We start from the raw sequence: 23,044 nt of genomic DNA on the forward strand, positions 1-23,044 counted from the left end.
CCGCCAAGCCATTACAGCTCAGCACCAGCCAGCCAATCCAAAAGGTGAAAACAACAACACCGCCAGGAAGCGAAACCGCGCCCCGGCGCCGCCGCCGATGGGCAGCCTTATGACGGACCAACCCTCACACGTCAACACCGACGATGAAGGAAAAATCACAAAGCCGGCGCACAGAGGGCGGATCGGCCGCGACACCCGCTGCCGGGGCACTCAGTTCCGTTGCGGACGGCGCTCGGCGATACGGATCCTGAACCAATCGCGCAGAAGCTCGCGTTCATGGGAAAAGCTCCCCTGCGATAGGCGGGACGAACGCATCAGGAAGGATTGGTCCGTCACGACCTCCTCGCCCGATAGGATGCGTCGTTTTCCATGGGACAGGACGTATCGCAGGCCGAACCGTGGCGGGGTGATGTCCCGGACGACCCTCAGGCCGTAGGGGAAATTCGCCCCCGGCTGTTCGAACCCGGCCAGATCGATATCGAGCACGTCGACCGTCAGTGTCTCGCCGGGGCGCAGGGCTTCTCGTCCGTATCGCTCCATGATCCGGCCGACCTCGGCCAGCGTCACGCGCAGCGACAGGCCTGACCCGAACCGGTTCTGCGCATCCGTGAATCGGTCCGGCGCGATGAACCGAACCACGACCTCGGCCGTCGCGGCGGCCGGCAGCGTAACGGCCGCCACTGCGCCCATAGCGAGGATGATCCGCGCGGCGACGTGAGCCATCCACACCACGCCTCAGTAGCCCTTCTTGGCGCGTTCCAACGCACGGGTGAGCCCGTCCGCGATGACCGCGCGCTCGGGCGGCGAGGCATCGCGGGCCACCACCACCTGCTCACGCCGCGACACCAGGGTGAGCGTCTGAAGGCCGTATTCCTCGTCCTCGACCAGGGTGAGCTTGGTCCAGATCGGGTTGGACCGCCATTCGTGGCGCTCGCCGCGATGCGTGACCCGGGTGAGAAGCACCGCGATAGGCGAGATCATCACCTCTTCGAAGGATCGGCCGCGCCGGAAGCTCACCTTGAGCGCGATGAAGAGCGCCAGCATGTCGAGGCCGAAGAACCCCGCCACCGGCCAGAAACCGGCCTGCATCATCTTCACGGAGACGACCGCGGAGACGAGGCAGCACGCCCACATCACCATGCGGAAGCCTTCGCGGCTCAAGGATTGATGCGGTCGGATCGTCGCCTGGAACAGCGGATGATCCATCGCCTCCGGGTCGAGGCCATCGGGGTGGGCGTGGTTGCTGCGCATCGTCATGCGCGCAATATAACGCGACCATGAAAACCCGACAGCCGCGCGCGCTCAAGAAGCCGTTGATCTCCGCCGCTTCGGCCGAACCGATCGTCGCAGGCGGGAAGAGCGGCCCCGCGCCGCTGCCACGCAAACTGGTCGCGGAAGTGTTCGCGAGGCTGGCCGCCGCCAACCCTGAACCGCGGCCGGAGCTCGATTACCACAACCCGTTCACGCTGCTCGTGGCCGTGGTCCTTTCCGCCCAGGCCACCGATCGCAGCGTCAACATCGCCACGGCGCCATTGTTCGCCGCCGCGGATTCGCCCGAGGCGATGCTCCGTCTCGGCGAGGAGCGGGTGCGCGGTTTCATCCGCACCATCGGTCTGTTCAACACCAAGGCCAGGAACGTCGTCGCCCTGTCGCGCATCCTGGTCGAACGCCACGGCGGCGAGGTCCCGCGGGAGCGGGAGGCCCTCGAAGTGCTGCCCGGGGTCGGACGCAAGACCGCGAGCGTCGTCCTCAACGTCGCCTTCGGCGTACCCACCATCGCCGTCGACACGCATATCTTCCGCGTCGCCAACCGGCTGCCCCTCGTGGTCGCCACCACGCCCGACAAGGTCCAGGCCGGACTGGAGGCGACCGTGCCCGAAGCCTACCTGCACGACGCCCACCACTGGCTGATCCTGTTCGGACGCTACGTCTGCAAGGCACGACGGCCGGAGTGCCCGACCTGCCCGCTCGCGGATCTCTGCCGCTATCCGGCCAAGACCGTGGCCCTGCCCCCCTCCCCTGCCGCCGCGATCTAGCGGGGGATCGTCGGCCGTGCGGCCGTGCGATCCCCAGGGCGTGGCCCCGCCGTCCGGCTAACGCGTTGTGCTGCCAACCCGCTTCGGGTAGTTTGCGACGCGGTCGTCGGGGCTTTCGACAAGCGACGTGTCTTCACGGCCCGACCGCACAGCGGTTGCCGCCGCGGATCCCACACCATCGTTTGCGTCCGAAGGAGCCACGGCCATGGATTTCCTCAAACCACGGTATACGCCTATGAACCGCCGCCGTCGCATCTACGAGGGCAAGGCGAAGGTCCTCTACGAGGGGCCCGAGCCCGGAACGCTCATCCAGCACTTCAAGGATGATGCCACTGCCTTCAACGCGCAGAAGCACGAGGTCATCGACGGCAAGGGCGTGCTGAACAACCGGATCTCCGAGTTCGTGTTCCAGCACCTCAACGACATCGGCGTGCCGACCCATTTCATCCGTCGCCTCAACATGCGCGAACAGCTGATCCGCGAAGTCGAGATCATCCCGCTCGAGGTGGTGGTCCGCAACGTCGCCGCCGGCTCGCTCGCGACTCGCCTCGGCCTCGAGGAAGGCACGCAGCTGCCGCGCTCGATCATCGAGTTCTACTACAAGAACGACGCGCTCAACGATCCGATGGTGTCGGAAGAGCACATCACGGCCTTCGGCTGGGCGACGCCCCAGGAGATCGACGACATCATGGCGCTGGCCATCCGGGTCAACGATTTCCTGTCGGGCCTCTTCCTCGGAGTCGGTATCCGCCTCGTCGACTTCAAGATCGAGACCGGCCGCCTGTGGGAAGGCGACATGATGCGCATCGTCGTCGCCGACGAGATCTCGCCGGACTCCTGTCGGCTGTGGGACATCAAGTCTTCCGACAAGCTCGACAAGGACCGCTTCCGCAAGGATCTCGGCGGCCTCATCGAAGCCTACACCGAAGTCGCCAAGCGGCTCGGCATCATGTCCGAGAACGAGAAGGTGCAGACCGGCGGCCCCCGGCTGGTGCAATAAGCCCGACCTAACGCGGCGGCCCGCCCGACCAGGTCCGGGCCAGCCGCACATGGGTGCCGAGGTTCGGATCGAACCCCGGGTGATAATGGGGGTCCTGCGCCAGCAGCGGCCCCCATCGCTTTTTGAAGGCCTCGACCTCGCGCCGGTGGCGGTCTTGCGACTCCGGTGTCCGGCGCCGGCTCGCCGCCTCGCGGTGGTGGAGGACGGCGCCGCCGACGTAGAGCGTGCGCCAGCCCGTCCGGGCGAGGCGCAGGCACAGGTCGACGTCGTTGAAGTCCACCGCGAAGGTCTCGGCGTCGAACCCCCCGACCCGCCGGAACTTGTCCGCTTCGACGACGAGGCAGGCCGCCGTCACCGCGCTAACGCTGCGCGTCACCCGCAGGGCGGAAAGATAGCCCAGGGCGTCGCCCGGACAGTGACGGTGTCCGTGCGTGACGAGACCGCCGGTGCCGAGCACGATACCGCCGTGCTGGATACGGCCCTCCCCGTCGAGGAGCCGGGCGCCGACCGCTCCGACCTCGAGGCGCAGGGCCTCGCGGCACATCCGTTCCAGCCAGTCGGGAGAGAACGCCTCGACGTCGTTGTTGACGAAGGCCAGGAGCCGCCCCCCTGCGGCCCGCGCCGCGGCGTTGTTCATGGCCGCGAAGTTGAAGGGGCCGGGACAGGCGATGACCCGGGCCTGGCCGCTTTCCGTCAGATCGCGGAAGTAGGCATGCGTCTGCGGCTCGCGACTGTCGTTGTCGCAGATCAGGATCTCGCAGGCCGGCCAGTCGGTCTGGTGGCGCAGGCTGTCGAGACAGGGCCGCAGCAGGTCGAGGCGGTCGCGGGTCGGCACGATGAGGCTCACCAGGGGGCGGTCCTCGGGCAGCGGCCTCGACACGGTGACGACCCCGTGCTCGTCGATGCGGCCGGTGAGGCCGCGGCGGCGCAGGAGATCGAGGCGGGCGCTGCGGTGGCCCGCCCCCCCCTCCCCTCTCGGGTCCGGCCGCCAATGCGAAAGAACCTGCGGCAGGTGGCGGATCGCGCCCGTGCCGAAGCGGTCGGCGATCATGAGAAGGCACGCGGCGGCGTAGGTGGGGGATGACGCGTCGGGCCGCTCGATGGCGGCCAGGGCGCTCGACCGCAAGGCGACGACCGGGCCGATGTAGTCCACCGCCAGAAGGTAGTCGGGATCGAAGGCCGGCCTCAGCACCGGCAGGGGCGACCCGCCGATCTCGGCCAAGGCATCGCCATACACCGCCTGGATTCCTGGCTCGGCAGCGAAAGCGGCTTCGATGCGAGCCTCGGCACCCGCCGCCGGGGTATGACCCGGGGCGAGATGAAGACGAAACGCGGGTCGATCGAGATCCCGCGACTCTCCGTCCCGGTGAGGAAGGATGCCGGTAATGGGGCCGGCAGGCCCGCCCGCCATCACGACCGGGACGGCCGTTCCTCCCTGCGTTCTCTCCCCCCAAAAAGAAGGGGCGGGCGTCTCGTCCTCGGACGTGGCGTTCGCAAGCCAGAGACGGCGATGATCGAGGCCGATCAGGGAAGCGAGGGCCTGGCGAGCCCGCAACCGTTTCCCGCGCAGCCGCGCCCACAGGATCGCGCCGAGCCGGTTCGGGTGTCGAGCCAGGATGGCAAGGGCCGTCATCCACCGCGCCCAGGCGCTCGGTGCCGGCAGCAGCGCGAAGCGCAGCGGGTCGAGGCTCTCGTCGGAGAGGTCGATGCGGGGCGGGAGCCTCGGCCTGCGCACCACCCTACTCGAGCTCCTCGCCGAAGGTCGTGAGGCTCAGCGACGGATGGTAGAACGGGTCGTGCCGGACCCGGTCGCGCCAGCGCGCGGCGAAACGGTCTCCCTCCGCTTCGAAGCGGCGGCGCTCCTCGCCCACCGGCGGACCGCGGCTCACCGATTCGAGATGCGACAGCGTCGCGTGCGGGGTCCAGATGCAGGCGTGGCCGGTCGCCGCCACCCGCAGGCAGAAATCGACGTCGTTGAAGTCGATGGGGAACGCCTTCGCGTCGAAGCCGCCGACGGCGTCGTAGAGTTGCTTGCGGATGGCGAGGCAGGCTGCGGTCACCGCCGAGACCTCGTGCGCCACCCGCAGCCGTCCGAGATGCCCGGGCGTGTCGCCCGCCCTGCGACGCAGGATGTGCCCGGCCCGGCCGCCGAGGCCAACCACGACGCCGGCATGCTGTAGCCGCCCGTCGCCATAGAGGAGCTTGGCGCCCACGGCGCCGACCCCCGGCCGACAGGCCTGGCGGACCATGGCGTCGAGCCAACCGGGCTCCAGCACCGCCACATCGTTGTTGAACAGGACCACGATCCCGTCCTCGGCCGCCGCCACCCCGGCATTGACCATGGCGGAGAAGTTGAAGGCCTGCGGGAAGGAGACGATCCGTACCCGCGGGTCGTCCCGCAGGGTGTCGTAATGCGCGAGCACGCCAGGATCGGTGGAGCCGTTGTCGACGATGACGAGGCGGATGGCCGGATAGGCGGTCTCGTGCAGGACGCCCCGCGTCGCCCGCGCGATCAGATCGAGCCGGTCGCGGGACGGGATCACGACGGTGGCGAGCGGGGGCGGGTCCGGCAGCGGCCACAGCAGATCGACGACGCCGTCGCGGCGCATCACCGTCGCGCGCGAACCGGTTTCGCGCAGATGGCGTTCGAGAGCCGCGGCCTCGCCCACCGTACTTCGCTCGACGCTGCGGCAGAGGACGCGGGGAACGTGGATGACGTCGCGCGCGCTCAAAGCGGCTGCCAAGGCGAGGTCGCGTGCGAGATCCGAAGAAACATCCACCGCCCGTCCTGCAAGGCGTGCCAGCAGGTCGCCCCGGTACAGCGCCGGCGCTCCGGGATGATCCGCCACCAGGGCAAGGTCGGGGCTCCAATCCGGTTTCAGCCGGACGTGGGACGCTCCCGGACCAGACCGGATCTCGTCGGCGTAGACCATGTCGGCGCAGGGGTGCGAACCAAGCGCCGCGACGAGGACCGCCAGGGCGTCGGTGCCAAGACGGTCGCCCGGCGCCAAAATACCGGCGATCCCGGCCTCGCCGACGAGGTCGCGCACCGTGGCCGCGCCCGGCACGACCCGGATGCGTTCGTCGGCCGGCAGGGCGATGGCGCGCGCCGAGAGAATCGTCAACCGCCAGTCGGAATGGCTCTGGGAGATCAGCGCATCCACCGTCGCGCGGATGCGATCGGGCGCCTCCTCCGCGGCCGGCAGGACCAGGGCGACGGTCGGTCCCGGCCCGGCGGCTGCCTCCGGCACGCTGCGAAGCGCCTGCCACCCCGCGAAGTCCGCGAGCGGCGTCACCGCGCAGCTGCCGCGCAGGATGTCGCGAAACCGGCGCTCGTCGCCCCGGGCATAGTGATAGAGGGCCGGCCCGGCGCGCGAGGGGCGCCGGATCAGGCATTCGGCGAACAGTCCGGCGTTCGTGCGCAAGCCGACGTGTTCCAGGACGAACCCGCTGTCGGGCTCGATCGCCAGCCGGATCTCGCTCACATCGGGAGCGACGTAGCCGAGCCAGACGCCACGGCCCTCGGCCCCGCCCGGCAGGACGAAATCCTGGACGACGCCGCCGGTCCGGAGCATCCGCACCATGGGGCGCAGCGGCCGGACGCGGGCGCGGCTGCGATACTGCAGCACGATCCAGCCGTTGCGCGGGCGCGGCGTCACCACCAGCCGCCGGTCGAACGGGGGATCGTCCACCGGCTCGAGGGCGAAAGCCGCCGGCCGGCCGCGCCGTAGCACGCGCGGACCTGTCCAGGACGCGTCGGTCAGGGGATCGATCTTTCGTGCCCCGTCGCCGCGGCGCCGATATCCTGGCGCGTCCTCACTGGGCGGCGCCCGCTGCCTCGGCGGGCGGTGCCGCCGGCTTCCTCTTGCGCGGTGCCGGCTTGGCCGGCGATCCACCCAGGGTCACGACGATCTCGTAATCCTCCGCCATGGCCGGGGGCACGATCAGGCCATCCTCCACGACCGTGAACAGGCCCTGGGCCTCGCCCGGCGCCACCGACACCGCGACCCGGCGCGCCCGCGTGGCCACCACCTTGTCGCCGTACTTGATCGAGATCTGCAACGGGGCCTCGAACCGACCCGGCGCCCCGGCGGGCCCGAGCAGCACCTGCCCGGCCACACCGACCTTCACGCTCAGGCCGCCTTCGGCGAGGCGGTTGCATTCGCGGGCGATCCGCCCGAGCGTGACCTGGTTGCGCAGGGAGGCATTGTCGCCGCCCTTGCCGCCGAAGCTGCGGATCGCGGCACCTCCCTCGGGCACGTCGACCTGGGGGCAATACGGCTCGCCGAGATCCTTGGGCTGGGACGGCGGCACCGTCGGGCCGCCGTACTTGAACATGTTCGTCAGGAAGTTGCCTTCCTCCGCCACCGCCCCGCCGGCGGTGGTGAGGCCGATGGCGAGGGCCGCCATCACGCACCGGGCCCGAACTCGTCTGCTGTGGTCCATCTCACCTCGTGCCCCTGTCGGGCCCGTTCACTTCAGGCTCTGGAAGCCCTGGCCGAACCCCTTCATCGAGAGCGGGATGCCGACGCCCTCCTCCGGGGTCTGGAAGACGATGAAAGTGGCCTGCGCGCCGTTGCTGAACTGCTTGACGAGGCCGTCGTCCATCACGACCTCGGCGACGCATCCCGTGGTCAGGCAACGCACGAAACCCGCGCGCCCGACATCGGTCTGGTCGATCTTGAGGCCCAGGCCCGACGGCAGCAGGATGCCGAGCGGCGCCACCACCCGCAGGAGGTAGCCGCGGTTGTCGGCGGTCTTCAGCACGATCACCACGAGCGTGAGGTTCGGCCGGTCCTCGGCAGCGAGATATTGCACCAGGGCGCATTGCTCGGCCTTGGCGCCGGCCGGCGTCTCGCAGCGCAATTGCCAGTCGCCGTAGGTGTTGCGCACGAGGCCCTGCGCCCTCGGCTCACCCGCCGCCGCCAGCAAGAGAGCCACGGACGCCACGGCCACGCCAAGAGCCGACGACGATCGCAAGGCACGTCGGAAGGCGCCCGATGCGCGATGCCGCAATTCACGCAACTCCACGCGGCGTTCCTCATCCTCGCCCCGCCGGCGGCGGGGCCTCGTCGAAAGCGAGGTGTTCCGACCATGCCGGGACATGCCCTGTCAAGCGAACATGCCCTGTCGAGCGAAGCAGAGGTACACGGCCCTGCGGACTATCGCGCCGCGCCCGCAGGCTTTAGTCGTGGAGCAAGACGGCTTCCTCGATATGCGGACTTTTCCATGCGGCACAGCGCGATCCTCATCCCCCTGATCCTCGCGGCGGCCGCCCCCGCCCGGGCGGAGCCGCTGCCGGTGGGAGAGACCACCTACATCGAGCGCTCCCTCAACCGGGACGGTCCCCTCGTCATCGAGCATCGTCCGGTCGCGCGCACGCCGGGCGGGCGCCGTGCCGGCAGTTCGGCCGAGATCGCCGGCTTCTGCCGCGACGGAGGACACGTCCGTCGCCGCGACGAGTTCGGCCGGCCGGTGATCATCCGCCAGCGCGAGGTCTGCGACAGCGTCGCGCCGCGCACCCTCGCTCCGGGCGAGGTCGACCCGCGACCGACCTGGCCGGAACAGGCCGTCCCCGTCCAGCGCGTGCTGCGCTCGCGCGGCTGAATCCGGCAAGGCCCACTCAGCCTTTCGCGGACAGGAGGCGGCCGAGGACCACGACGTCGTCGTGGTTTTCCGTGAGGAGGTCGGTGACGTCGCCATCCACCAGGGCGGTGACGTGGCGGCAGCGTAGGGCGTAGCGCCCGGCCGCGCAGGTGCAGCGCAGGCTCAAGCCCGCGGGGCGCGATTCCGCGGTGACTTCGTAGCGTTTGCCGGTGCGCCCGCGCACCCCGAAGCGCAGGGCTGGCGCCGTCCGGGCGGCCTCGCGCGCCAGCGGACGGCGTGTCCCCTCCGGTTCGCCGGTGCGGGGCGCGATGGGCAGCCCCAGCATCTGCGCGAGGCCGACGATATCGGCGGCACCACGCTCGCGGGCGGCCGCCAGGGCGATTTGGGCACAAGCATAGGCGTCCTCGCCGGCATCGTGATGCGCGAACCGGATGCCGAGGCGACCCGCGACCTTGCCGAGGCCGCAGCCGGCCGGGTCCGGAAAGACCCTGCGCGCGACCTGCACCGTGCACAGCGACGCCAACGGCGGCACCGATAGCCCGTAAGCGGCGAGCGAAGCGCGCAGCACGCCGAGGTCGAACGGGGCGTTGTGGGCGAGGATCAGCCCGGACGCGAGGTCCGGCAGGAACTCCGCCATGGCGTCGGGAAACTCGGGGGCGTGGCGGACGTCGGCCGGCAGGATGCCGTGGACCCGGATGTTGCCCGGGGAGAACCGCAGGTCGCGCGGGCGGATCAGCCGCGATTCCCGCCGGACGACGGCGCCGCCCGCGATCCAGGCGAGGCCGACCGCGCAGGCGCTGTCGCGGCGCTCGTTGGCGGTCTCGAAATCGAGGGCGACGACCGGTCGGCTCACGCGGCCGCCACCAGGGCGAGCCAATCGTCCTCGCTGATGACCTTCACGCCGTGCTTCTCGGCGTCCTTGAGCTTCGAGCCGGCCCCCGGCCCAGCGACCACGAGGTCGGTGCGGGCCGAGACCGAACCGGAGACCTTCGCGCCAAGCCGCTCGGCCGTTGCCTTGGCCTCGCTGCGGGTCATCCTCTCGAGCGATCCCGTGAAAACCACGGTCTTGCCGGAGAAGGCGGCCGACCGGGTGGCGGCCGCGGGCGCTTCCGTCGTCACCTCGTCGAGGAGCGCGCGCACCGCGGAATCGTTGTGCGGCTCGGAAAAGAACTGGATCAGCGAATCGGTGGCGACAGGGCCGATCTCGCCGTCGTCGGCAAACAGGCGATAGGCGTCGCCGGGGCGTTGCTCGGCGGCGCGGGACAAGGCGGCGCGGATGGCCTCCCCGCTGCCGTAGTGGGCGATCAGGTTCTCGCGTTGCGCCGCCGTCAGGCGCCGGCCCGTCGGCGCCTCGGCGGTGGCGGGCTCCTCCTCCTCCGACGGCCGGTCGTCGGGAAAACCCGCCTCCACCAGCCGGTCGCGGGTCGTCGGTCCGATCCGCGGGATCGCGGCGAGCGCGAGCCAGTCCGGGCCGGCCTGGGCGGCGGCGGCGCGGGCGACGGCCTCCATGAGAGCGGGCATGTCGGCAAAGCGCTTGGCCAGGGCCTTGGCGGTGGATTCGCCGATCTGAGGGATACCCAGCGCGAAGACGAAGCGGTGGAGGGGGAGCCGGCGGCGCTCCTCCACCGCCGCCACGAGGTTCTTGATCGCCTTGTCCTCGTCCTCGCCCTTCTTCTTGGTGGGTTTCTTCGGTGCCGGCTCGCCCTCGGCACGCCGCGCCGCCGACAGCGCCTCGCGTCGGGCCACCACCGCCCGCTTGAGGTCGTCGAACCGCAACCGGAACAGGTCGGCGGGCTGCTTGACCACGCCGGCCTCGAACAGGACCTCGATGTAGGTCTCGCCGAAGCCCTCGATGTCGAAGGCGTTGCGCGAGACGAAGTGCTTGAGCCGCTCGACGCCCTGGGCGGGGCAGATCAACCCGCCGGTGCAGCGGCGCACCGCGTCGGTCTGGCCGGTGCGCGGGTTCACGGCGCGCACCGCGCGGCTGCCGCAGGCCGGACACGTCGTCGGGAAGGCGAAGGGCGTCGCTTCGGACGGGCGCTTGTCGAGGACCACGTCCATGACCTTCGGGATGACGTCGCCGGCCCGCTGCACCACGACGGTATCGCCGACGCGGATGTCGCGACCCTCGCGGATCGGCTCACCGTCGCCGCCGACGCCCTGGACGTAGCCCTCGTTGTGGAGGGTGGCGTTCGAGACGACGACGCCGCCCACGGTCACCGGCCGGAGCTTGGCCAGCGGGTTGAGGGAGCCGGTGCGGCCGACGTTGATCTCGATGCCCTCGACGATCGTCAGCGCCTGCTGGGCCGCGAACTTGTGGGCGAGCGCCCAGCGCGGGCTGCGCGAGACGAAGCCGAGGCGGCGCTGCAGGGACAGGTCGTCGACCTTGTAGACCACGCCGTCGATGTCGTAGCCGAGATCGGCCCGATCGGCCTCGATGGCGCGGTAGTGGGCCACCATGCCGGCGGCGTCCCCGCACAGGGCCGTGCGGTCGTTGACGGCGATGCCCCAGCGGCGGAACGCCGCGATCATCCCGTGCTGCGTCCCGGCGGCCATGGCGGACATCTCGCCCCAGGCGTAGCCGAAGAATTTCAATGGCCGCGATGCCGTGACGGTCGGATCGAGCTGGCGCAGCGATCCGGCCGCCGCGTTGCGCGGGTTGGCGAAGAGAGCCTTGCCGGCGGCGTCCTGGCGCGCGTTGATGGCGGCGAAATCGGCGTGCGACAGGTAGACCTCGCCGCGCACCTCGCAGATCTCCGGCCAGCCGTCTTCCTCCAGCGTCTCCGGGATGCCCGCCACGGTGCGGGCGTTGGCGGTGACGTCCTCGCCGACCTCGCCGTCGCCGCGGGTGGCGGCCGTGACGAGGCGTCCGCCCTCGTAGCGCAGCGACAGCGAGAGGCCGTCGATCTTCGGCTCGGCGGTGAAGGCGAGGGCCGCCGTCTCCGGCAGCGCCAGGAAGCGGCGCACGCGCGCCACGAACTCGTCCACCTCCGCGTCGGCGAAGGCGTTGCCGAGGGAGAGCATCGGCACCGCATGCCGGACCTTGGCGAACTTCTCCGAGGGCTTGGCACCCACGGACGCGCTCGCCGCCCCCGTGCCCGCGAGCTCCGGAAACGCCGTCTCGAGCCGTTCGAGGCTCCGGCGCAGGGCGTCGTATTCCGCATCCGTCAGGATCGGCGCATCCTCGCCGTGATAGAGCCGGTCGGCCTCGGCGATCTCGGCCGAGAGGGCGGCATGCTCGGCACGCGCCGTTTCCGGCGTTCGTGGGTCGGTTACGTCTGCGGTCATGGGATGATCTGCGAGAGGGCCGGGGCCGCCCTCATAGCATCCCCGAATCCCCGAGGGAGCACCGGGCTTGCCGCATCGGTCTTCGGCACCGACATCGCGCAGGTGCGTTGCAGCATAGGCGCGCCGTAACCGCGGCCCCTCGCCGGCGAAAGTCGACGTCGGGTCGCCGGTGTGCCCATCGCACCGCCAGGCGCCGCCGACGTCAGGATGTCAGGACACGCATGCCCGCCACCACCGCCCTCGCCGCGCCCTGGCGCGATCGCGCCGGCCGCCTCTCCGGCCTGAAGCTCGCGACCTTCCTGTTCGCGCTGGCGCCCGGCCTCTGGCTCGCCGGATCGTACGGCCTCGACGCCCTCGGGCCGAAACCGATCACCGCGCTGATCCACGGCACCGGCGATTGGGCGGTGCGTTTCCTGCTGCTCTCGCTCGCGGTGACGCCGCTGCGACGGATCGCGAACTATCCCAGGTTCATCCTGGTGCGGCGGATGCTCGGCCTGACGGTCCTCGCCTATGCCCTCCTGCACCTCGGCCTCTACGTGGTCGACCAGAACTTCATCCTGACCAAGGTCGCCTCCGAGATCGTGCAGAGATTCTATCTCACCATCGGATTCGTCGCGCTGCTCGGTCTGACCGTGCTCGGCGTCACCTCCACCGACGGCATGATCCGGCGCCTGGGCAAAGCGTGGCCGCGGCTGCACAAGGTCGTCTACGCGATCGCGGCGCTCGGCCTGTTCCACTACTTCCTGCAGACCAAGATCGACGTCTCGAACCCGGTGTTCTGGACAGGCCTGTTCATCGTGCTGATGGGCTGGCGCGCCATGCAGCGCTTCAGGATCGCGTCCAATCCGGCGACCCTCGTCGGTCTGGCGGTCGCATCGGCGCTGCTCACCGCGCTGGTCGAGGCGGCCTGGTACGGCCTCAAGAGCGGCGTTCCGGCGAGCGCGGTGCTCGGTGCCAACCTCGACTTCTCCTACAGCATCCGGCCGGCCTGGTGGGTGCTCGGCTACGGCCTGCTCCTGCCGCTCGTGAACCTTGTGCGGACGCTGACGGACACGGCCAAGCCCAGGCCGACGACGCTCGACCGGTCGGTCGGCGGACAGCCGGTGGCCGCGGAGTAGTCCGGCCACCTTGCCCTCGCCGGAGCGGACGCCCACAACCGGCCCGGACGATTCGGGTCGCGTAGGGAGCAACGTCATGGTCCGCTGGTCTGTTCTGGGCTGCCTTTCCGGCCTGATCCTTGCCACCGCCGCGTCGGCGGCCTGTACGGCACCGGTGCCGCCTCCCGTCGAGCAGAGGCCGGCCAAGCCCGCCGTACCGGCAAAGCCCGCCTGCCTCGATGCCAAGGGCGGCTGCCCCGGCTGGGAGGCCTACAGCTTCAACGATGCGGTGAAGGCCTACAACCTCCAGCTCGAAGCCTATCGCCCCCTAGCGGAGGGCTACGTGAAGGCGCTCAACGGCTATGTGAAGGCCAGCGCCGATTACGCGCAATGCGAAGTGAAGGCGCTGCAATAGGGCAGCGATCCGCTTCGGGCGTCGTCGTAGTGGTAACATGATGTGGTGAGCGAGCCGCCCAAACCGCGCCTGACGGTGGACGCGTTCCTGGCCTGGTCCGAGGACCGGCCGGGCGGTTACGAACTCCTGGGCGGCGAGGTCTTCGGGATGTCGCCCCAGCGGGTGCGGCACGCGGAAGTGACGTTGGCCGTCCAGCTCGCGCTCCGCGCCGCCTTGCACGCAGCCGGCTCGCCCTGCCGGAGTTTGCCGGATGGATTGACCGTAAGGATCGACGACGCGACGGCCTTCGAGCCAGACGCCCTTGTCTACTGCGGAGATCGCCTGGACGCAGACGCTGTCGAGGTGCCGGCCCCCGTCATCGTGGTCGAGGTGTTGTCGCCCAGTACCCACGGCCTCGATACCGGACATAAGCTCAACGGCTACTTCCGCGCGCCGAGCGTGATGCACTCCCTCATCGTCGACCCGAAGCGCCGCCTGATCGTCCACCATCGGCGCGCCACCGACGAGCTGATGGAAACCCGGATCGCCGCCATGGGGACGACCCTCGACCTCACGCCTCCCGGCCTCGCATTGGCGGTCGCCGAGGTGTTCGAGGCGGGCTGAGCGCGGCCGTCCCGCTGCGGGTGCCGCGGCTTGACCCGTGCCGGAGGTGGTGCGACAGCCGCCCCCAGTGATCAATCGCGCTCGCGAGGCCTCCCGCATGTCCGCACCCCTCGATCTCCTCGTCCTCGGCAACGCCATCGTCGACGTCATCGCCCGGACCGACGACGCATTCCTCGCCGCACAGGGGGTGACCAAGGGGGCGATGCAGCTGATCGACGAGGAGCGGGCCGAAACCCTGTTCGCATCGATGGGACCGGCCACGATCGTGTCCGGCGGCTCGGGCGCCAACACCGCCGTCGGCGCCGCCCTCCTGGGCACCAGGACCGGATTCGTCGGCAAGGTCCGCAACGACGAGCTCGGCGGCCTGTTCGCCCACGACCTCAAGGCGACCGGCGTCACGTTCGCGGTGCCGCCCGCCGGCGACGGGCCGGCCACCGCGCGCTGCTTCGTCCTCGTGACGCCGGACGGCGAGCGCACCATGAACACCTACCTCGGTGCCTGCCAGGGCCTGAGCCCGGCCGACGTCGACGAGGCCCTCGTGGCGAGTGCCCGCGTCGTCTACCTCGAGGGCTACCTGTGGGATCCGCCCGCCGCCAAGGATGCGTTCCGCAAGGCGGCCAAGGTCGCCCACACCGCCGGCAACGCCGTCGCGCTGACCCTGTCGGACGCCTTCTGCGTCGGCCGCTACCGCGAGGAATTCCTCGGGCTGCTCCGCGACGGCAGCGTCGACATCCTGTTCGCCAACATCGGTGAGTTGCAGAGCCTCTACCAGACCGACGACCCGGACGTGGCCCTCAAGGCCCTGCGCGACGAGCGCGACATCCGCGGGATGCACCTGCTCGGCGTCGTCACGCGCTCGGCCGAGGGCGCGATGGTGGTCAAGGGCGGCGAGATCCGCCAGGTGCCGGCCTCGCCGATCCGCGAACTCGTCGACAGCACCGGAGCGGGCGACCTGTTCGCGGCGGGCTTCCTCGCCGGCCACGCCCGCGGTCTCGACCATGTCGCCAGCGCCAAGCTCGGCGCCCTGGCGGCGGCCGAAGTGATCCAGCACATCGGCGCCCGCCCGCAGAGCGACCTCGTCGCCCTGGCCAAGGCCCAGGGTATCTTCTGATCGCAACTGCGGCGGGTGATCCCGGATCGCCCGCCGCATATGCTCGCTGCATCGCGGCGGCGTTCGGGTCGATGCGCTACAGTCTCAGCAGCACCTTCCCCATCGCCTCGCGGCGCTGGAGGATGCCCAGCGCGTCCACATAGGCCTCCAGCGGATGCACGCTGTCGACCTTGGCGGTCAGGCGGCCTTGGGCCACCCAGTCGAGCAGCTGGACTTGGTTGGCCCGGTGCGCCTCCGGCTCGCGCTCCACGAACACGCCCCAATGCACGCCTTGGATGTCGATGCCCTTGATCAGCGCCAGGTTGAGGGGGATGCGCGGGATCTCGCCGGCGGCAAAGCCGATCACGAGGTAGCGCCCCTTCCAGGCGAGGGAGCGCAGGGCCGGCTCGGCATAATCGCCGCCGATCGGATCGTAGACGACATCGATCCCCCGTCCGCCGGACAGCCTGCGCAGGGCTTCGCGCAGGTTGTCCCGGCCGTAATCGACGAGGTCGTGGGCGCCGTGCGACTTGGCGAGGGCGAGTTTTTCGGCCGAGGAGGCGCAGGCGATCACCCGTGCGCCCATCAGCGCCCCGAGTTCCACCGCGGCAAGGCCGACGCCGCCCGAGGCGCCGAGCACCGCCAGGGTCTCGCCGGGCCGGAGTCTCGCCCGGTCCCGCAGGGCGTGCAGGGTGGTGCCGTAGGTGATCGTCAGCCCGGCCGCCTGTTCGTCGGTGACCGTATCCGGCACCCTGGCGAGGCCGGCCGCCGGCACCGCGATGCGTTCGGCGCAGGTGCCGAACTTGGCGTGCACGATCACCCGGTCGCCCACCGCCACGCCCGTCGCCCCCTCGCCCAGCGCCTCCACCACGCCGCAGGCCTCGCCGCCGGGCGAGAACGGCAACTCCGGCTTCACCTGGTAGCGCCCGGCGATGATCAGCGTGTCGAAGAAGTTGAGCGCCGCCAGCCTCACCCGCACCACCGCCTCGCCCGGGCCGGGGACGGGATCCGGCAGCGTCGCGATGGCGAGATCGTCCGGTCCGCCGAGGCGGGAGCACAGCAGGGCCTTCATGGGTCGGTCCTTGGATCAGCCGGATCCGTCAGGCCGGCCGCGTGGCGGTGAGCATGTAGTTGACGGCCGTGTCGCGGGCCTGGGACCAGCGATCGCCGATCGGGTTGTAGACCACGCCGGCGACGTCCGTCACCGTCAGGCCGGCGCGGGCGATGTCGGCGGTCAACTCGTCGGGGCGCACGAACTTGTCCCAATCGTGCGTGCCCTTCGGCAGCCAGCCGAGCACGTATTCCGCCCCGACGATGGCCAGGGCGTAGGAGCGCAGGGTGCGGTTGATGGTGGCGGCGAACAGGAGGCCGCCGGGCTTGACCGCGCGGCAGGCGGTGGCGACGAAGGCGCTGCGGTCGGCCACGTGTTCCACCACCTCCATCGCCAGCACGATGTCGAAGCGCGCGCCCGCCGCGACCACGGCTTCGATGGTCTCCTCACGATAGTCGACCGGCACGCCCTGCGCCTGCGCATGGGCGCGGGCCACGGCGACGTTGGTGGGGGCCGGGTCGAGGCCGGTGACCGTGGCTCCGAGCCGCGCCAGCGGCTCCGACAGCACGCCGCCGCCGCAGCCGATGTCGACGAGGGTCAGGCCTTCGAGCGGAAACGGCGCGCGCGGATCGCGGCCCGCGTGGCGGCAGACGGCGTCGCGGACGTAGGCGAGGCGGACCGGGTTGAAGCGGTGGAGCACCCGCATCGGCCCGGCTTCGTCCCACCAGGTCGCGGCGATGGCCTCGAACCGGGCGACCTCGTCGCGGTCGATGGAGGAGGCGCTGCGGTCGTTCATGAAACCTGCCGGATCGGGATGCCGCCGCCGGGCGGCACTTCGTCCGACCGTGCCGGATTGTTGACACGCTCGGGCCGCCCTTGTACCCGCCGGACGCCCACCCGGTGAAGCCCTGCCTGATGCGATGTCGGCCGCGAAGGCCGCGGCAGGCTGGCGCGTCGATCGCTTCGGATCGGCCGAGGCAAACGTCGATACCGGCCGGATTGCCAGAGAAAGACGACACGGACGCGACATGCCCCGTTTGGTGATGAAATTCGGCGGCACCTCCGTCGCGACCCTCGACCGGATCCGAAACGTCGCCCGCCACGTCGCCCGCGAGGTCGCCGCCGGCTACGAGGTCGCCGTCGTGGTCTCGGCGATGTCGGGCAAGACCAACGAGCTCGTGGGCTGGGTCAAGGACGCCGATCCCCTCTACGACGAGGCCGAGTACGACGCGGTCGTGGCCTCGGGCGAGCAGGTGACCTCCGGGCTCCTGGCCATCGCCCTGCGCAAGGACGGGATCAGGGCCCGGTCGTGGCAGGGCTGGCAGGTCCCGATCCTGACCTCCGACGCGCACGGCTCGGCCCGCATCGAGGACATCGACGGCGCGCGCCTCGACGACGGCTTCAAGCGCGGCGAGGTGGCGGTGATCGCCGGCTTCCAGGGCATGCATGCGGCCACCGGCCGGCTCACCACCCTCGGCCGGGGCGGCTCGGACACCAGCGCGGTCGCTATCGCCGCGGCGATCGGGGCGGAGCGCTGCGACATCTACACGGACGTCGACGGCGTCTACACGACCGATCCGCGGGTCGTCCCCAAGGCCCGGCGCATGGAGCGCGTGACCTTCGAGGAGATGCTGGAGATGGCCTCCCTCGGGGCCAAGGTGCTCCAGGTCCGCTCCGTCGAGCTCGCGATGGTGCATCGGGTCCCGACCACCGTCCGCTCCAGCTTCGACCCGCCCGACAACGCCCGCCCCGGCACCCTCATCTGCGACGAGGACGACAGCGTGGAACAGCAGATCATCACCGGCATCGCCTTCTCGAAGGACGAGGCGCAGATCACCCTGCGCAACCTCAAGGACAGTCCCGGCATCGCCGCGGCGATCTTCGGGCCGCTGGCGGACGCCAACATCAACGTCGACATGATCATCCAGACCGTGTCGGGCGACCAGGCCACCACCGACATGACCTTCACCGTGCCGGCCGCCGACTACGACCGCGCCCGCACCATCCTGGCCGGCCAGAGCGGCACCATCGCCTTCGGGCAGATCGAGGGTGCCACCGACGTCGTGAAGGTCTCCGCCATCGGGGTCGGCATGCGCAGCCATGCGGGCGTGGCCGCCAAGGCGTTCCGGGCGCTGGCCGAGAAGGGAATCAACATCCGCGCGATCACCACGTCCGAGATCAAGTTCTCGGTCCTGATCGATGCGGCCTATACGGAGCTTGCCGTTCGCACGCTCCACTCGCTATACGGCCTCGATCAGGCCTGAGCCCCGCAGGCGCGTCGCGCAGGACTTGCCTTCGGGGATTCGCCCGCGGGGCTTGCGTGCTGCCTTTGCAGGAATGGCGTCAGGCGCCGAAGCTGGATTGACGACACCATGCCCGCTGCGCCCGGAGGCCCGCGCCTGCTGCTGCGCCGCCTCCGCGAAGCGATGGCGGAGCCGGTCAGCCCCCAGGCTCGCCTGGACCGCATCGTCACCCTGATCGCCGCCAACGTCATCGCCGAGGTCTGCTCGGTCTACGTGCTGAGCGACGACAGCACGCTCGAACTCTTCGCCACCGAAGGGCTGAACCGCGAGGCGGTCCACCTCACCCGGATGCGGTCCGACGAGGGCCTCGTCGGCCTCATCGCCAAGACCGCCGAACCGCTGTCCCTCTCCGACGCCCAATCCCACCCCTCGTTCTCCTATCGTCCCGAGACGGGCGAGGAAGCCTACCACGCCTTCCTCGGCGTCCCGCTGCTGCGCGCCGGCAATACCCTCGGCGTCCTGGTGGTGCAGAACCGCACCTACCGCGTGTATTCCGAGGAGGAGATCGAGGCGCTCCAGACCACCGCCATGGTGCTCTCGGAGATGATCGCCTCGGGCGAGCTGCAATCCCTGGCGCCGGGAGCCGGATCGTCGGCCCGGCGCGCCGTGAGCCAGCGCGGCGTGGCGCTCGCCGAAGGCATCGGCCTCGGCCACGTGGTGCTGCACGAGCCGCGCATCGTCGTGAAGACCCTCATCGCCGAGAACGTCGAGCGCGAGGTCGAGCGGCTGGAGGAGGCCATCGGCGAGGTCCGCTCGGCCATCGACGACCTCGTGGAGCGCGGCGACGGCATCGGCACCGCCGAATCGCGCGAGGTCCTCGAGACCGTGCGCATGTTCGCCCACGACAAGGGCTGGCTGCGCCGGATGCGCGAGGCCGTGCATTCCGGCCTCACCGCGGAGGCGGCGGTGGAGCGCGTCCAATCCGACAACCGCGCCCGGATGATGCGCCAGAGCGACCCCTACCTGAGGGATCGCCTTCACGACCTCGACGATCTCGCCAACCGGCTGCTGCGCACCCTGATCGGCGACGACGCCTCGGGCGCCCTGCGGGTCCTGCCCGAGAACGCCATCCTGGTGGCGCGCTCGATGGGGCCGGCCGCCCTCCTCGAATACGCGCGCTCCTCCCTGCGCGGCGTGGTGCTGGAGGAAGGCGGGCCGACCAGCCATATCGCCATCGTCGCGCGCGCGCTCGGCATCCCGGCGGTGGGCGAGATCGCCAACGCCACGGCGCTGTGCGACTCGGGCGATGCTATCATCGTCGACGGCGTCCTGGGCGAGATCCAGGTCCGGCCCGGGCCCGAGATCGAGGCGGCCTATGCCGAGATGGTGCGGCTGCGCGCCCGCCGGCAGGAGCAGTACCGGGCGCTGCGCGACGTCCCCGCGGTCACCCGAGACGGGGTCGCCATCGGGTTGCAGCTCAACGCGGGCCTCCTCATCGACCTCTCGCACCTGCAGGAGACGGGGGCCGACGGCATCGGCCTGTTCCGCACCGAACTGCAGTTCATGGTCGCCCAGCGCATGCCCTCGGCGGCCGAGCAGCAGGCCCTCTACGAGGCGGTCTTCGCGGCCACCGGCGACCTGCCGGTGACGGTGCGGACCCTCGACATCGGCGGCGACAAGATCCTGCCCTACATGCCCGCCCTCGAGGAGGAGAACCCGGCGCTGGGCTGGCGCGCCATCCGCATCGGCCTCGATCGGCCGGCCCTGCTGCGGGTGCAGCTGCGCGCCCTCCTCAAGGCTGCGGCCGGGCGCCCGTTGAAGATCATGTTCCCGATGGTGGCGACGGTCGACGAGTTCGTCCGCGCCAAGGCCATCGTCGACCGCGAGAAGGCGCACCTGCGCCGGCACGGCCACGCCCTGCCGAGCGAGTGCCGACTCGGCGTCATGGTCGAGGTGCCCTCGCTGCTGTTCCAGATCGACGAGATCGCACAGGTCGCCGACTTCCTGTCGGTGGGCTCGAACGACCTGATGCAGTTCCTGTTCGCCGTGGACCGCGAGAACCGCCGCGTCGCGGATCGCTTCGACACCCTGAGCGTACCGGCCCTGCGCGCCTTCCGCCTCATCGCCGAGCGCGCGGCGGCAGCCGGCTGCCCGGCCACCGTCTGCGGGGAGATCGGCGGGCGGCCGCTGGAGGCCATGGCCCTGATCGGCCTCGGCTTCCGGCACCTCTCGATGTCGCCGGCGGCGATCGGGCCGGTCAAGGCGATGGTTCTGGCCATCGACGCGGCCGCGGTGGCGGCACTGATCGAAGCGGAGATGACCCGCGCCCCCGGCGGGCACACCCTCCGCCCGGCGCTCGCCGCCTTCGCCAAGGCACAGGGCGTGCCTATCTAGACACCGTCGACGGGCCGCCAGCGCGGACCTTGCGGCACCGTCCGCCGGGCCCGTTCCCTTTCCCCCGGATCAAGAGCAACCAGAGGGCGATGACGCCGATTCCTCCCGACCGACTCGATGCCATCCTGACGCGGTACGACATCGTCACCGCGACGCTGAGCGCGGGCTCGGCCGATTCCGAGACCTTCGTGCAGCTCTCGCGCGAACTCTCGGAGCTGGAAGGCGTGGTCGCCGCCATCCACGCCTACCGCGCCGCCGCCGACAACCTCGCCGGGATCGAGGGGCTGATCGACGAATCGGGCGGCGATGCCGAGATGCGGTCGCTGGCGGCGGCCGAGAAGCCGGAGGCCGAAGAGGCCGTCGAGGCGGCCCATCGGGCGCTGCAGCTCATGCTGCTGCCCAAGGACGCCGCCGACGAGAAGAGCGCGATCCTCGAGATCAGGGCCGGCACCGGCGGCGACGAGGCCGCCCTGTTCGCCGGCGACCTCTTCCGGATGTACGCCAAGTACGCCGACATCAAGGGCTGGAAGGTCGAGGTCATCTCCGAGAACGAGGGCACCGTCGGCGGCTACCGCGAGGTCATCGCCGAGGTGAAGGGCAAGGGCGTGTTCGCCAAGCTCAAGTTCGAGAGCGGCGCCCACCGCGTCCAGCGCGTGCCCGACACCGAGACCCAGGGGCGCATCCACACCTCAGCGGCCACCGTGGCGGTGCTGCCGGAGGCGGAGGAGGTCGACATCGTCGTCAACGACGCCGACCTGAAGATCGACACCATGCGGTCGCAGGGCGCGGGTGGCCAGCACGTGAACAAGACCGAATCGGCGATCCGCATCACCCACCTGCCGAGCGGGATCGTGATCTTCGTCCAGGAGGAGCGCTCGCAGCACAAGAACCGCGCCCGGGCGATGTCGCTGCTGCGGGCCAGGCTCTACGACGCCGAGCGTACCGCCAAGGATGCCGTGCGCGCCGCCGACCGTAAGTCGCAGGTGGGATCGGGCGACCGCTCCGAGCGCATCCGCACCTACAACTTCCCCCAGGCGCGGGTGACCGACCACCGGATCAACCTCACGCTCTACAAGCTCGAGGAGGTTCTGGCCGGCGAAGCCCTCGACGAACTCGTCGATGCCCTGCTCACCGAGCACCAGGCCGAACTCCTGGCCGCAGACGGCATGGCGTGAGCGGCATCCCTCCGCATCTCACGCGCCAGGCCGCCCTGTCGGTCGCGCGGTCCCTGCTCGACCGGGACGGGATCGATGCGGGACCGGAAGACGCCCGCTTTCTCGTGCTCGACGCCCTCGGGCTGACGCAGACCGAGCTTCGCCTCGCGCCGGACGCCGCCATCGGCGAGGCGGGCGCCGCGCGCCTCGCGCGCGCGATGGAGCGGCGCCTGTCCGGCGAGCCGGTGGCGCGCATCCTGGGCGCCTGGGAGTTCTGGGGACTGCCGTTCCTGCTGTCGCCCGAGACGCTGGTGCCGCGGCCCGATACCGAGACTCTCGTCGAGACCGCCCTGAGGGGGCTCGCCGATCGCGGGCACGCCTTACGCATCCTCGACCTCGGCACCGGCTCGGGCTGCGTCCTGATCGCGCTGCTGAGCGAGTGCCGACACGCCTTCGGCATCGGCGTCGACCGCTCCGCGCACGCCCTCGTCACCGCCTCGGCGAACGCGCGGGCCAATGGTGTCGGCGACCGCTGCGCCTTCGTGGCCGCCTCCTGGTCCGATCCGCTGACCGGCCCCTTCGACGTCATCGTGTCAAACCCGCCGTATATCGCCAGCGCCGTGATTCCGGCCCTGTCCGCATCGGTCCGGGATCACGATCCGGTGCTCGCCCTCGACGGCGGTGTGGACGGGTTGGACGCCTATCGCAGCATCCTCGACGGCATCGCGGCGGGCGATGCGTCCCTGCTCGCGGGCGACGGCGCGCTCCATGTCGAGATCGGTTTCGACCAGGCCCAGGCCGTCGCCGATCTCGGGCGCCGGGCCGGGTTCGAACATGTCCACGTCGTTCGCGATCTGGCGGGGCACGAGCGGGTCGTCAGCCTGTCCGGGTTGCGGACGTGAAGGGGACGAAGGGAGCACCCACCACGGCGGAATCGCCGTCGCCGGGCCGTTTTGGACGACGGGGCGGTCGGCGGGGAAAAAATGCTTGTTGCCCGAACGGCAAACGGCTAGGGTCTCGGGGTAGATCGTTGGGCGGGCTGTTAAGCCGGCACGATGTAGAGACT

At 70.6% G+C, this 23,044-nt stretch carries 21 protein-coding genes; 11 read left to right on the forward strand and 10 right to left on the reverse strand.

Annotated features, from left to right (window positions below; genetic code table 11):
• Positions 1–210: 210 nt before the first annotated feature.
• Together ASG40_RS19315 and ASG40_RS19320 are read right to left on the reverse strand one after the other, a co-directional pair.
• On the reverse strand, positions 211–723 hold the full coding sequence (locus tag ASG40_RS19315; protein WP_055889517.1) for a DUF3016 domain-containing protein: 513 nt from the start codon (positions 721–723) through the stop codon (positions 211–213).
• Positions 724–735: 12 nt separating this feature from the next.
• Positions 736–1,257 carry a DUF2244 domain-containing protein gene (locus ASG40_RS19320; RefSeq protein WP_055889519.1) on the reverse strand — a complete coding sequence of 174 codons (522 nt, stop codon included), beginning with the start codon at positions 1,255–1,257 and terminating at the stop codon, positions 736–738.
• A gap of 20 nt (positions 1,258–1,277) precedes the next feature.
• Between ASG40_RS19320 and nth the strand changes: the two genes are divergently transcribed.
• Positions 1,278–2,036, forward strand: a complete 759-nt coding sequence (nth, locus tag ASG40_RS19325) for an endonuclease III (RefSeq protein ID WP_082524164.1) — start codon at positions 1,278–1,280, stop codon at positions 2,034–2,036.
• 205 nt (positions 2,037–2,241) lie between these two features.
• Positions 2,242–3,036, forward strand: a complete 795-nt coding sequence (gene purC / locus ASG40_RS19330; RefSeq protein WP_082494662.1) for a phosphoribosylaminoimidazolesuccinocarboxamide synthase — start codon at positions 2,242–2,244, stop codon at positions 3,034–3,036.
• A gap of 7 nt (positions 3,037–3,043) precedes the next feature.
• Here purC and ASG40_RS19335 read toward each other — a convergent pair whose 3' ends face one another.
• From ASG40_RS19335 to ASG40_RS19350, 4 genes are all read right to left on the reverse strand, one after another.
• The gene (locus tag ASG40_RS19335) at positions 3,044–4,669 is read right to left on the reverse strand and encodes a glycosyltransferase family 2 protein (RefSeq protein WP_082494674.1); all 1,626 of its coding nucleotides are present in this window, start codon (positions 4,667–4,669) and stop codon (positions 3,044–3,046) included.
• A gap of 106 nt (positions 4,670–4,775) precedes the next feature.
• Entirely contained in the window at positions 4,776–6,611 is a 1,836-nt protein-coding gene (locus ASG40_RS19340; protein WP_244480667.1) for a glycosyltransferase family 2 protein, read from the reverse strand.
• A 241-nt stretch (positions 6,612–6,852) separates the two neighbouring features.
• On the reverse strand, positions 6,853–7,446 hold the full coding sequence (locus ASG40_RS19345) for a hypothetical protein (RefSeq protein WP_055889528.1): 594 nt from the start codon (positions 7,444–7,446) through the stop codon (positions 6,853–6,855).
• A 63-nt stretch (positions 7,447–7,509) separates the two neighbouring features.
• Complete coding sequence (locus ASG40_RS19350; RefSeq protein WP_338011794.1) at positions 7,510–7,986, reverse strand: invasion associated locus B family protein; 477 nt, start codon at positions 7,984–7,986, stop codon at positions 7,510–7,512.
• 279 nt (positions 7,987–8,265) lie between these two features.
• Between ASG40_RS19350 and ASG40_RS19355 the strand changes: the two genes are divergently transcribed.
• Positions 8,266–8,643, forward strand: coding sequence for a hypothetical protein (locus ASG40_RS19355; RefSeq protein WP_055889534.1), 378 nt, complete (start codon positions 8,266–8,268; stop codon positions 8,641–8,643).
• 16 nt (positions 8,644–8,659) lie between these two features.
• On the opposite strand, the gene ASG40_RS19360 is transcribed toward ASG40_RS19355, so the two are convergent.
• Positions 8,660–9,496 carry a 3'-5' exonuclease gene (locus ASG40_RS19360; protein ID WP_055889537.1) on the reverse strand — a complete coding sequence of 279 codons (837 nt, stop codon included), beginning with the start codon at positions 9,494–9,496 and terminating at the stop codon, positions 8,660–8,662.
• Positions 9,493–11,931 carry an NAD-dependent DNA ligase LigA gene (ligA, locus tag ASG40_RS19365; protein ID WP_055889542.1) on the reverse strand — a complete coding sequence of 813 codons (2,439 nt, stop codon included), beginning with the start codon at positions 11,929–11,931 and terminating at the stop codon, positions 9,493–9,495. Before ligA ends, ASG40_RS19360 begins: the two co-directional genes overlap by 4 nt.
• Before the next feature lie 221 nt (positions 11,932–12,152).
• Here ligA and ASG40_RS19370 point away from each other — a divergent pair, with 221 nt between their 5' ends.
• The 4 genes from ASG40_RS19370 to ASG40_RS19385 all read left to right on the forward strand — a co-directional run bounded on the left by ASG40_RS19370 (position 12,153) and on the right by ASG40_RS19385 (position 15,157).
• Positions 12,153–13,049 carry a sulfite oxidase heme-binding subunit YedZ gene (locus ASG40_RS19370; RefSeq protein WP_055889545.1) on the forward strand — a complete coding sequence of 299 codons (897 nt, stop codon included), beginning with the start codon at positions 12,153–12,155 and terminating at the stop codon, positions 13,047–13,049.
• A 76-nt stretch (positions 13,050–13,125) separates the two neighbouring features.
• Complete coding sequence (locus tag ASG40_RS19375) at positions 13,126–13,443, forward strand: hypothetical protein (RefSeq protein WP_055889547.1); 318 nt, start codon at positions 13,126–13,128, stop codon at positions 13,441–13,443.
• Positions 13,444–13,488: 45 nt separating this feature from the next.
• Positions 13,489–14,046, forward strand: a complete 558-nt coding sequence (locus ASG40_RS19380; protein WP_055889889.1) for a Uma2 family endonuclease — start codon at positions 13,489–13,491, stop codon at positions 14,044–14,046.
• 97 nt (positions 14,047–14,143) lie between these two features.
• Positions 14,144–15,157, forward strand: coding sequence for an adenosine kinase (locus ASG40_RS19385; RefSeq protein WP_055889550.1), 1,014 nt, complete (start codon positions 14,144–14,146; stop codon positions 15,155–15,157).
• A 76-nt stretch (positions 15,158–15,233) separates the two neighbouring features.
• On the opposite strand, the gene ASG40_RS19390 is transcribed toward ASG40_RS19385, so the two are convergent.
• Positions 15,234–16,208 carry an NADPH:quinone oxidoreductase family protein gene (locus ASG40_RS19390; protein ID WP_055889554.1) on the reverse strand — a complete coding sequence of 325 codons (975 nt, stop codon included), beginning with the start codon at positions 16,206–16,208 and terminating at the stop codon, positions 15,234–15,236.
• Between the two features lie 28 nt (positions 16,209–16,236).
• Entirely contained in the window at positions 16,237–16,983 is a 747-nt protein-coding gene (ubiG, locus tag ASG40_RS19395) for a bifunctional 2-polyprenyl-6-hydroxyphenol methylase/3-demethylubiquinol 3-O-methyltransferase UbiG (RefSeq protein ID WP_055889557.1), read from the reverse strand.
• A gap of 232 nt (positions 16,984–17,215) precedes the next feature.
• Between ubiG and ASG40_RS19400 the strand changes: the two genes are divergently transcribed.
• The 4 genes from ASG40_RS19400 (at position 17,216) to prmC (ending at position 22,880) form a co-directional block, all read left to right on the forward strand.
• Positions 17,216–18,451, forward strand: a complete 1,236-nt coding sequence (locus ASG40_RS19400) for an aspartate kinase (protein WP_055889559.1) — start codon at positions 17,216–17,218, stop codon at positions 18,449–18,451.
• A 108-nt stretch (positions 18,452–18,559) separates the two neighbouring features.
• Positions 18,560–20,824 (forward strand): phosphoenolpyruvate--protein phosphotransferase, encoded by a 2,265-nt coding sequence (gene ptsP / locus ASG40_RS19405; RefSeq protein WP_055889563.1) that lies wholly within the window; start codon positions 18,560–18,562, stop codon positions 20,822–20,824.
• A gap of 89 nt (positions 20,825–20,913) precedes the next feature.
• Positions 20,914–21,999: a peptide chain release factor 1 gene (gene prfA, locus ASG40_RS19410; protein ID WP_055889565.1), complete on the forward strand. Its 1,086-nt coding sequence runs from the start codon at positions 20,914–20,916 to the stop codon at positions 21,997–21,999.
• Positions 21,996–22,880, forward strand: a complete 885-nt coding sequence (gene prmC, locus ASG40_RS19415) for a peptide chain release factor N(5)-glutamine methyltransferase (RefSeq protein WP_055889568.1) — start codon at positions 21,996–21,998, stop codon at positions 22,878–22,880. The genes prfA and prmC overlap by 4 nt, the downstream gene beginning before the upstream one ends.
• The last annotated feature ends 164 nt before the right edge of the window (positions 22,881–23,044 follow it).

Origin of the sequence: Methylobacterium sp. Leaf399 (assembly GCF_001424525.1) — a bacterium.
Taxonomy (GTDB): domain Bacteria; phylum Pseudomonadota; class Alphaproteobacteria; order Rhizobiales; family Beijerinckiaceae; genus Methylobacterium.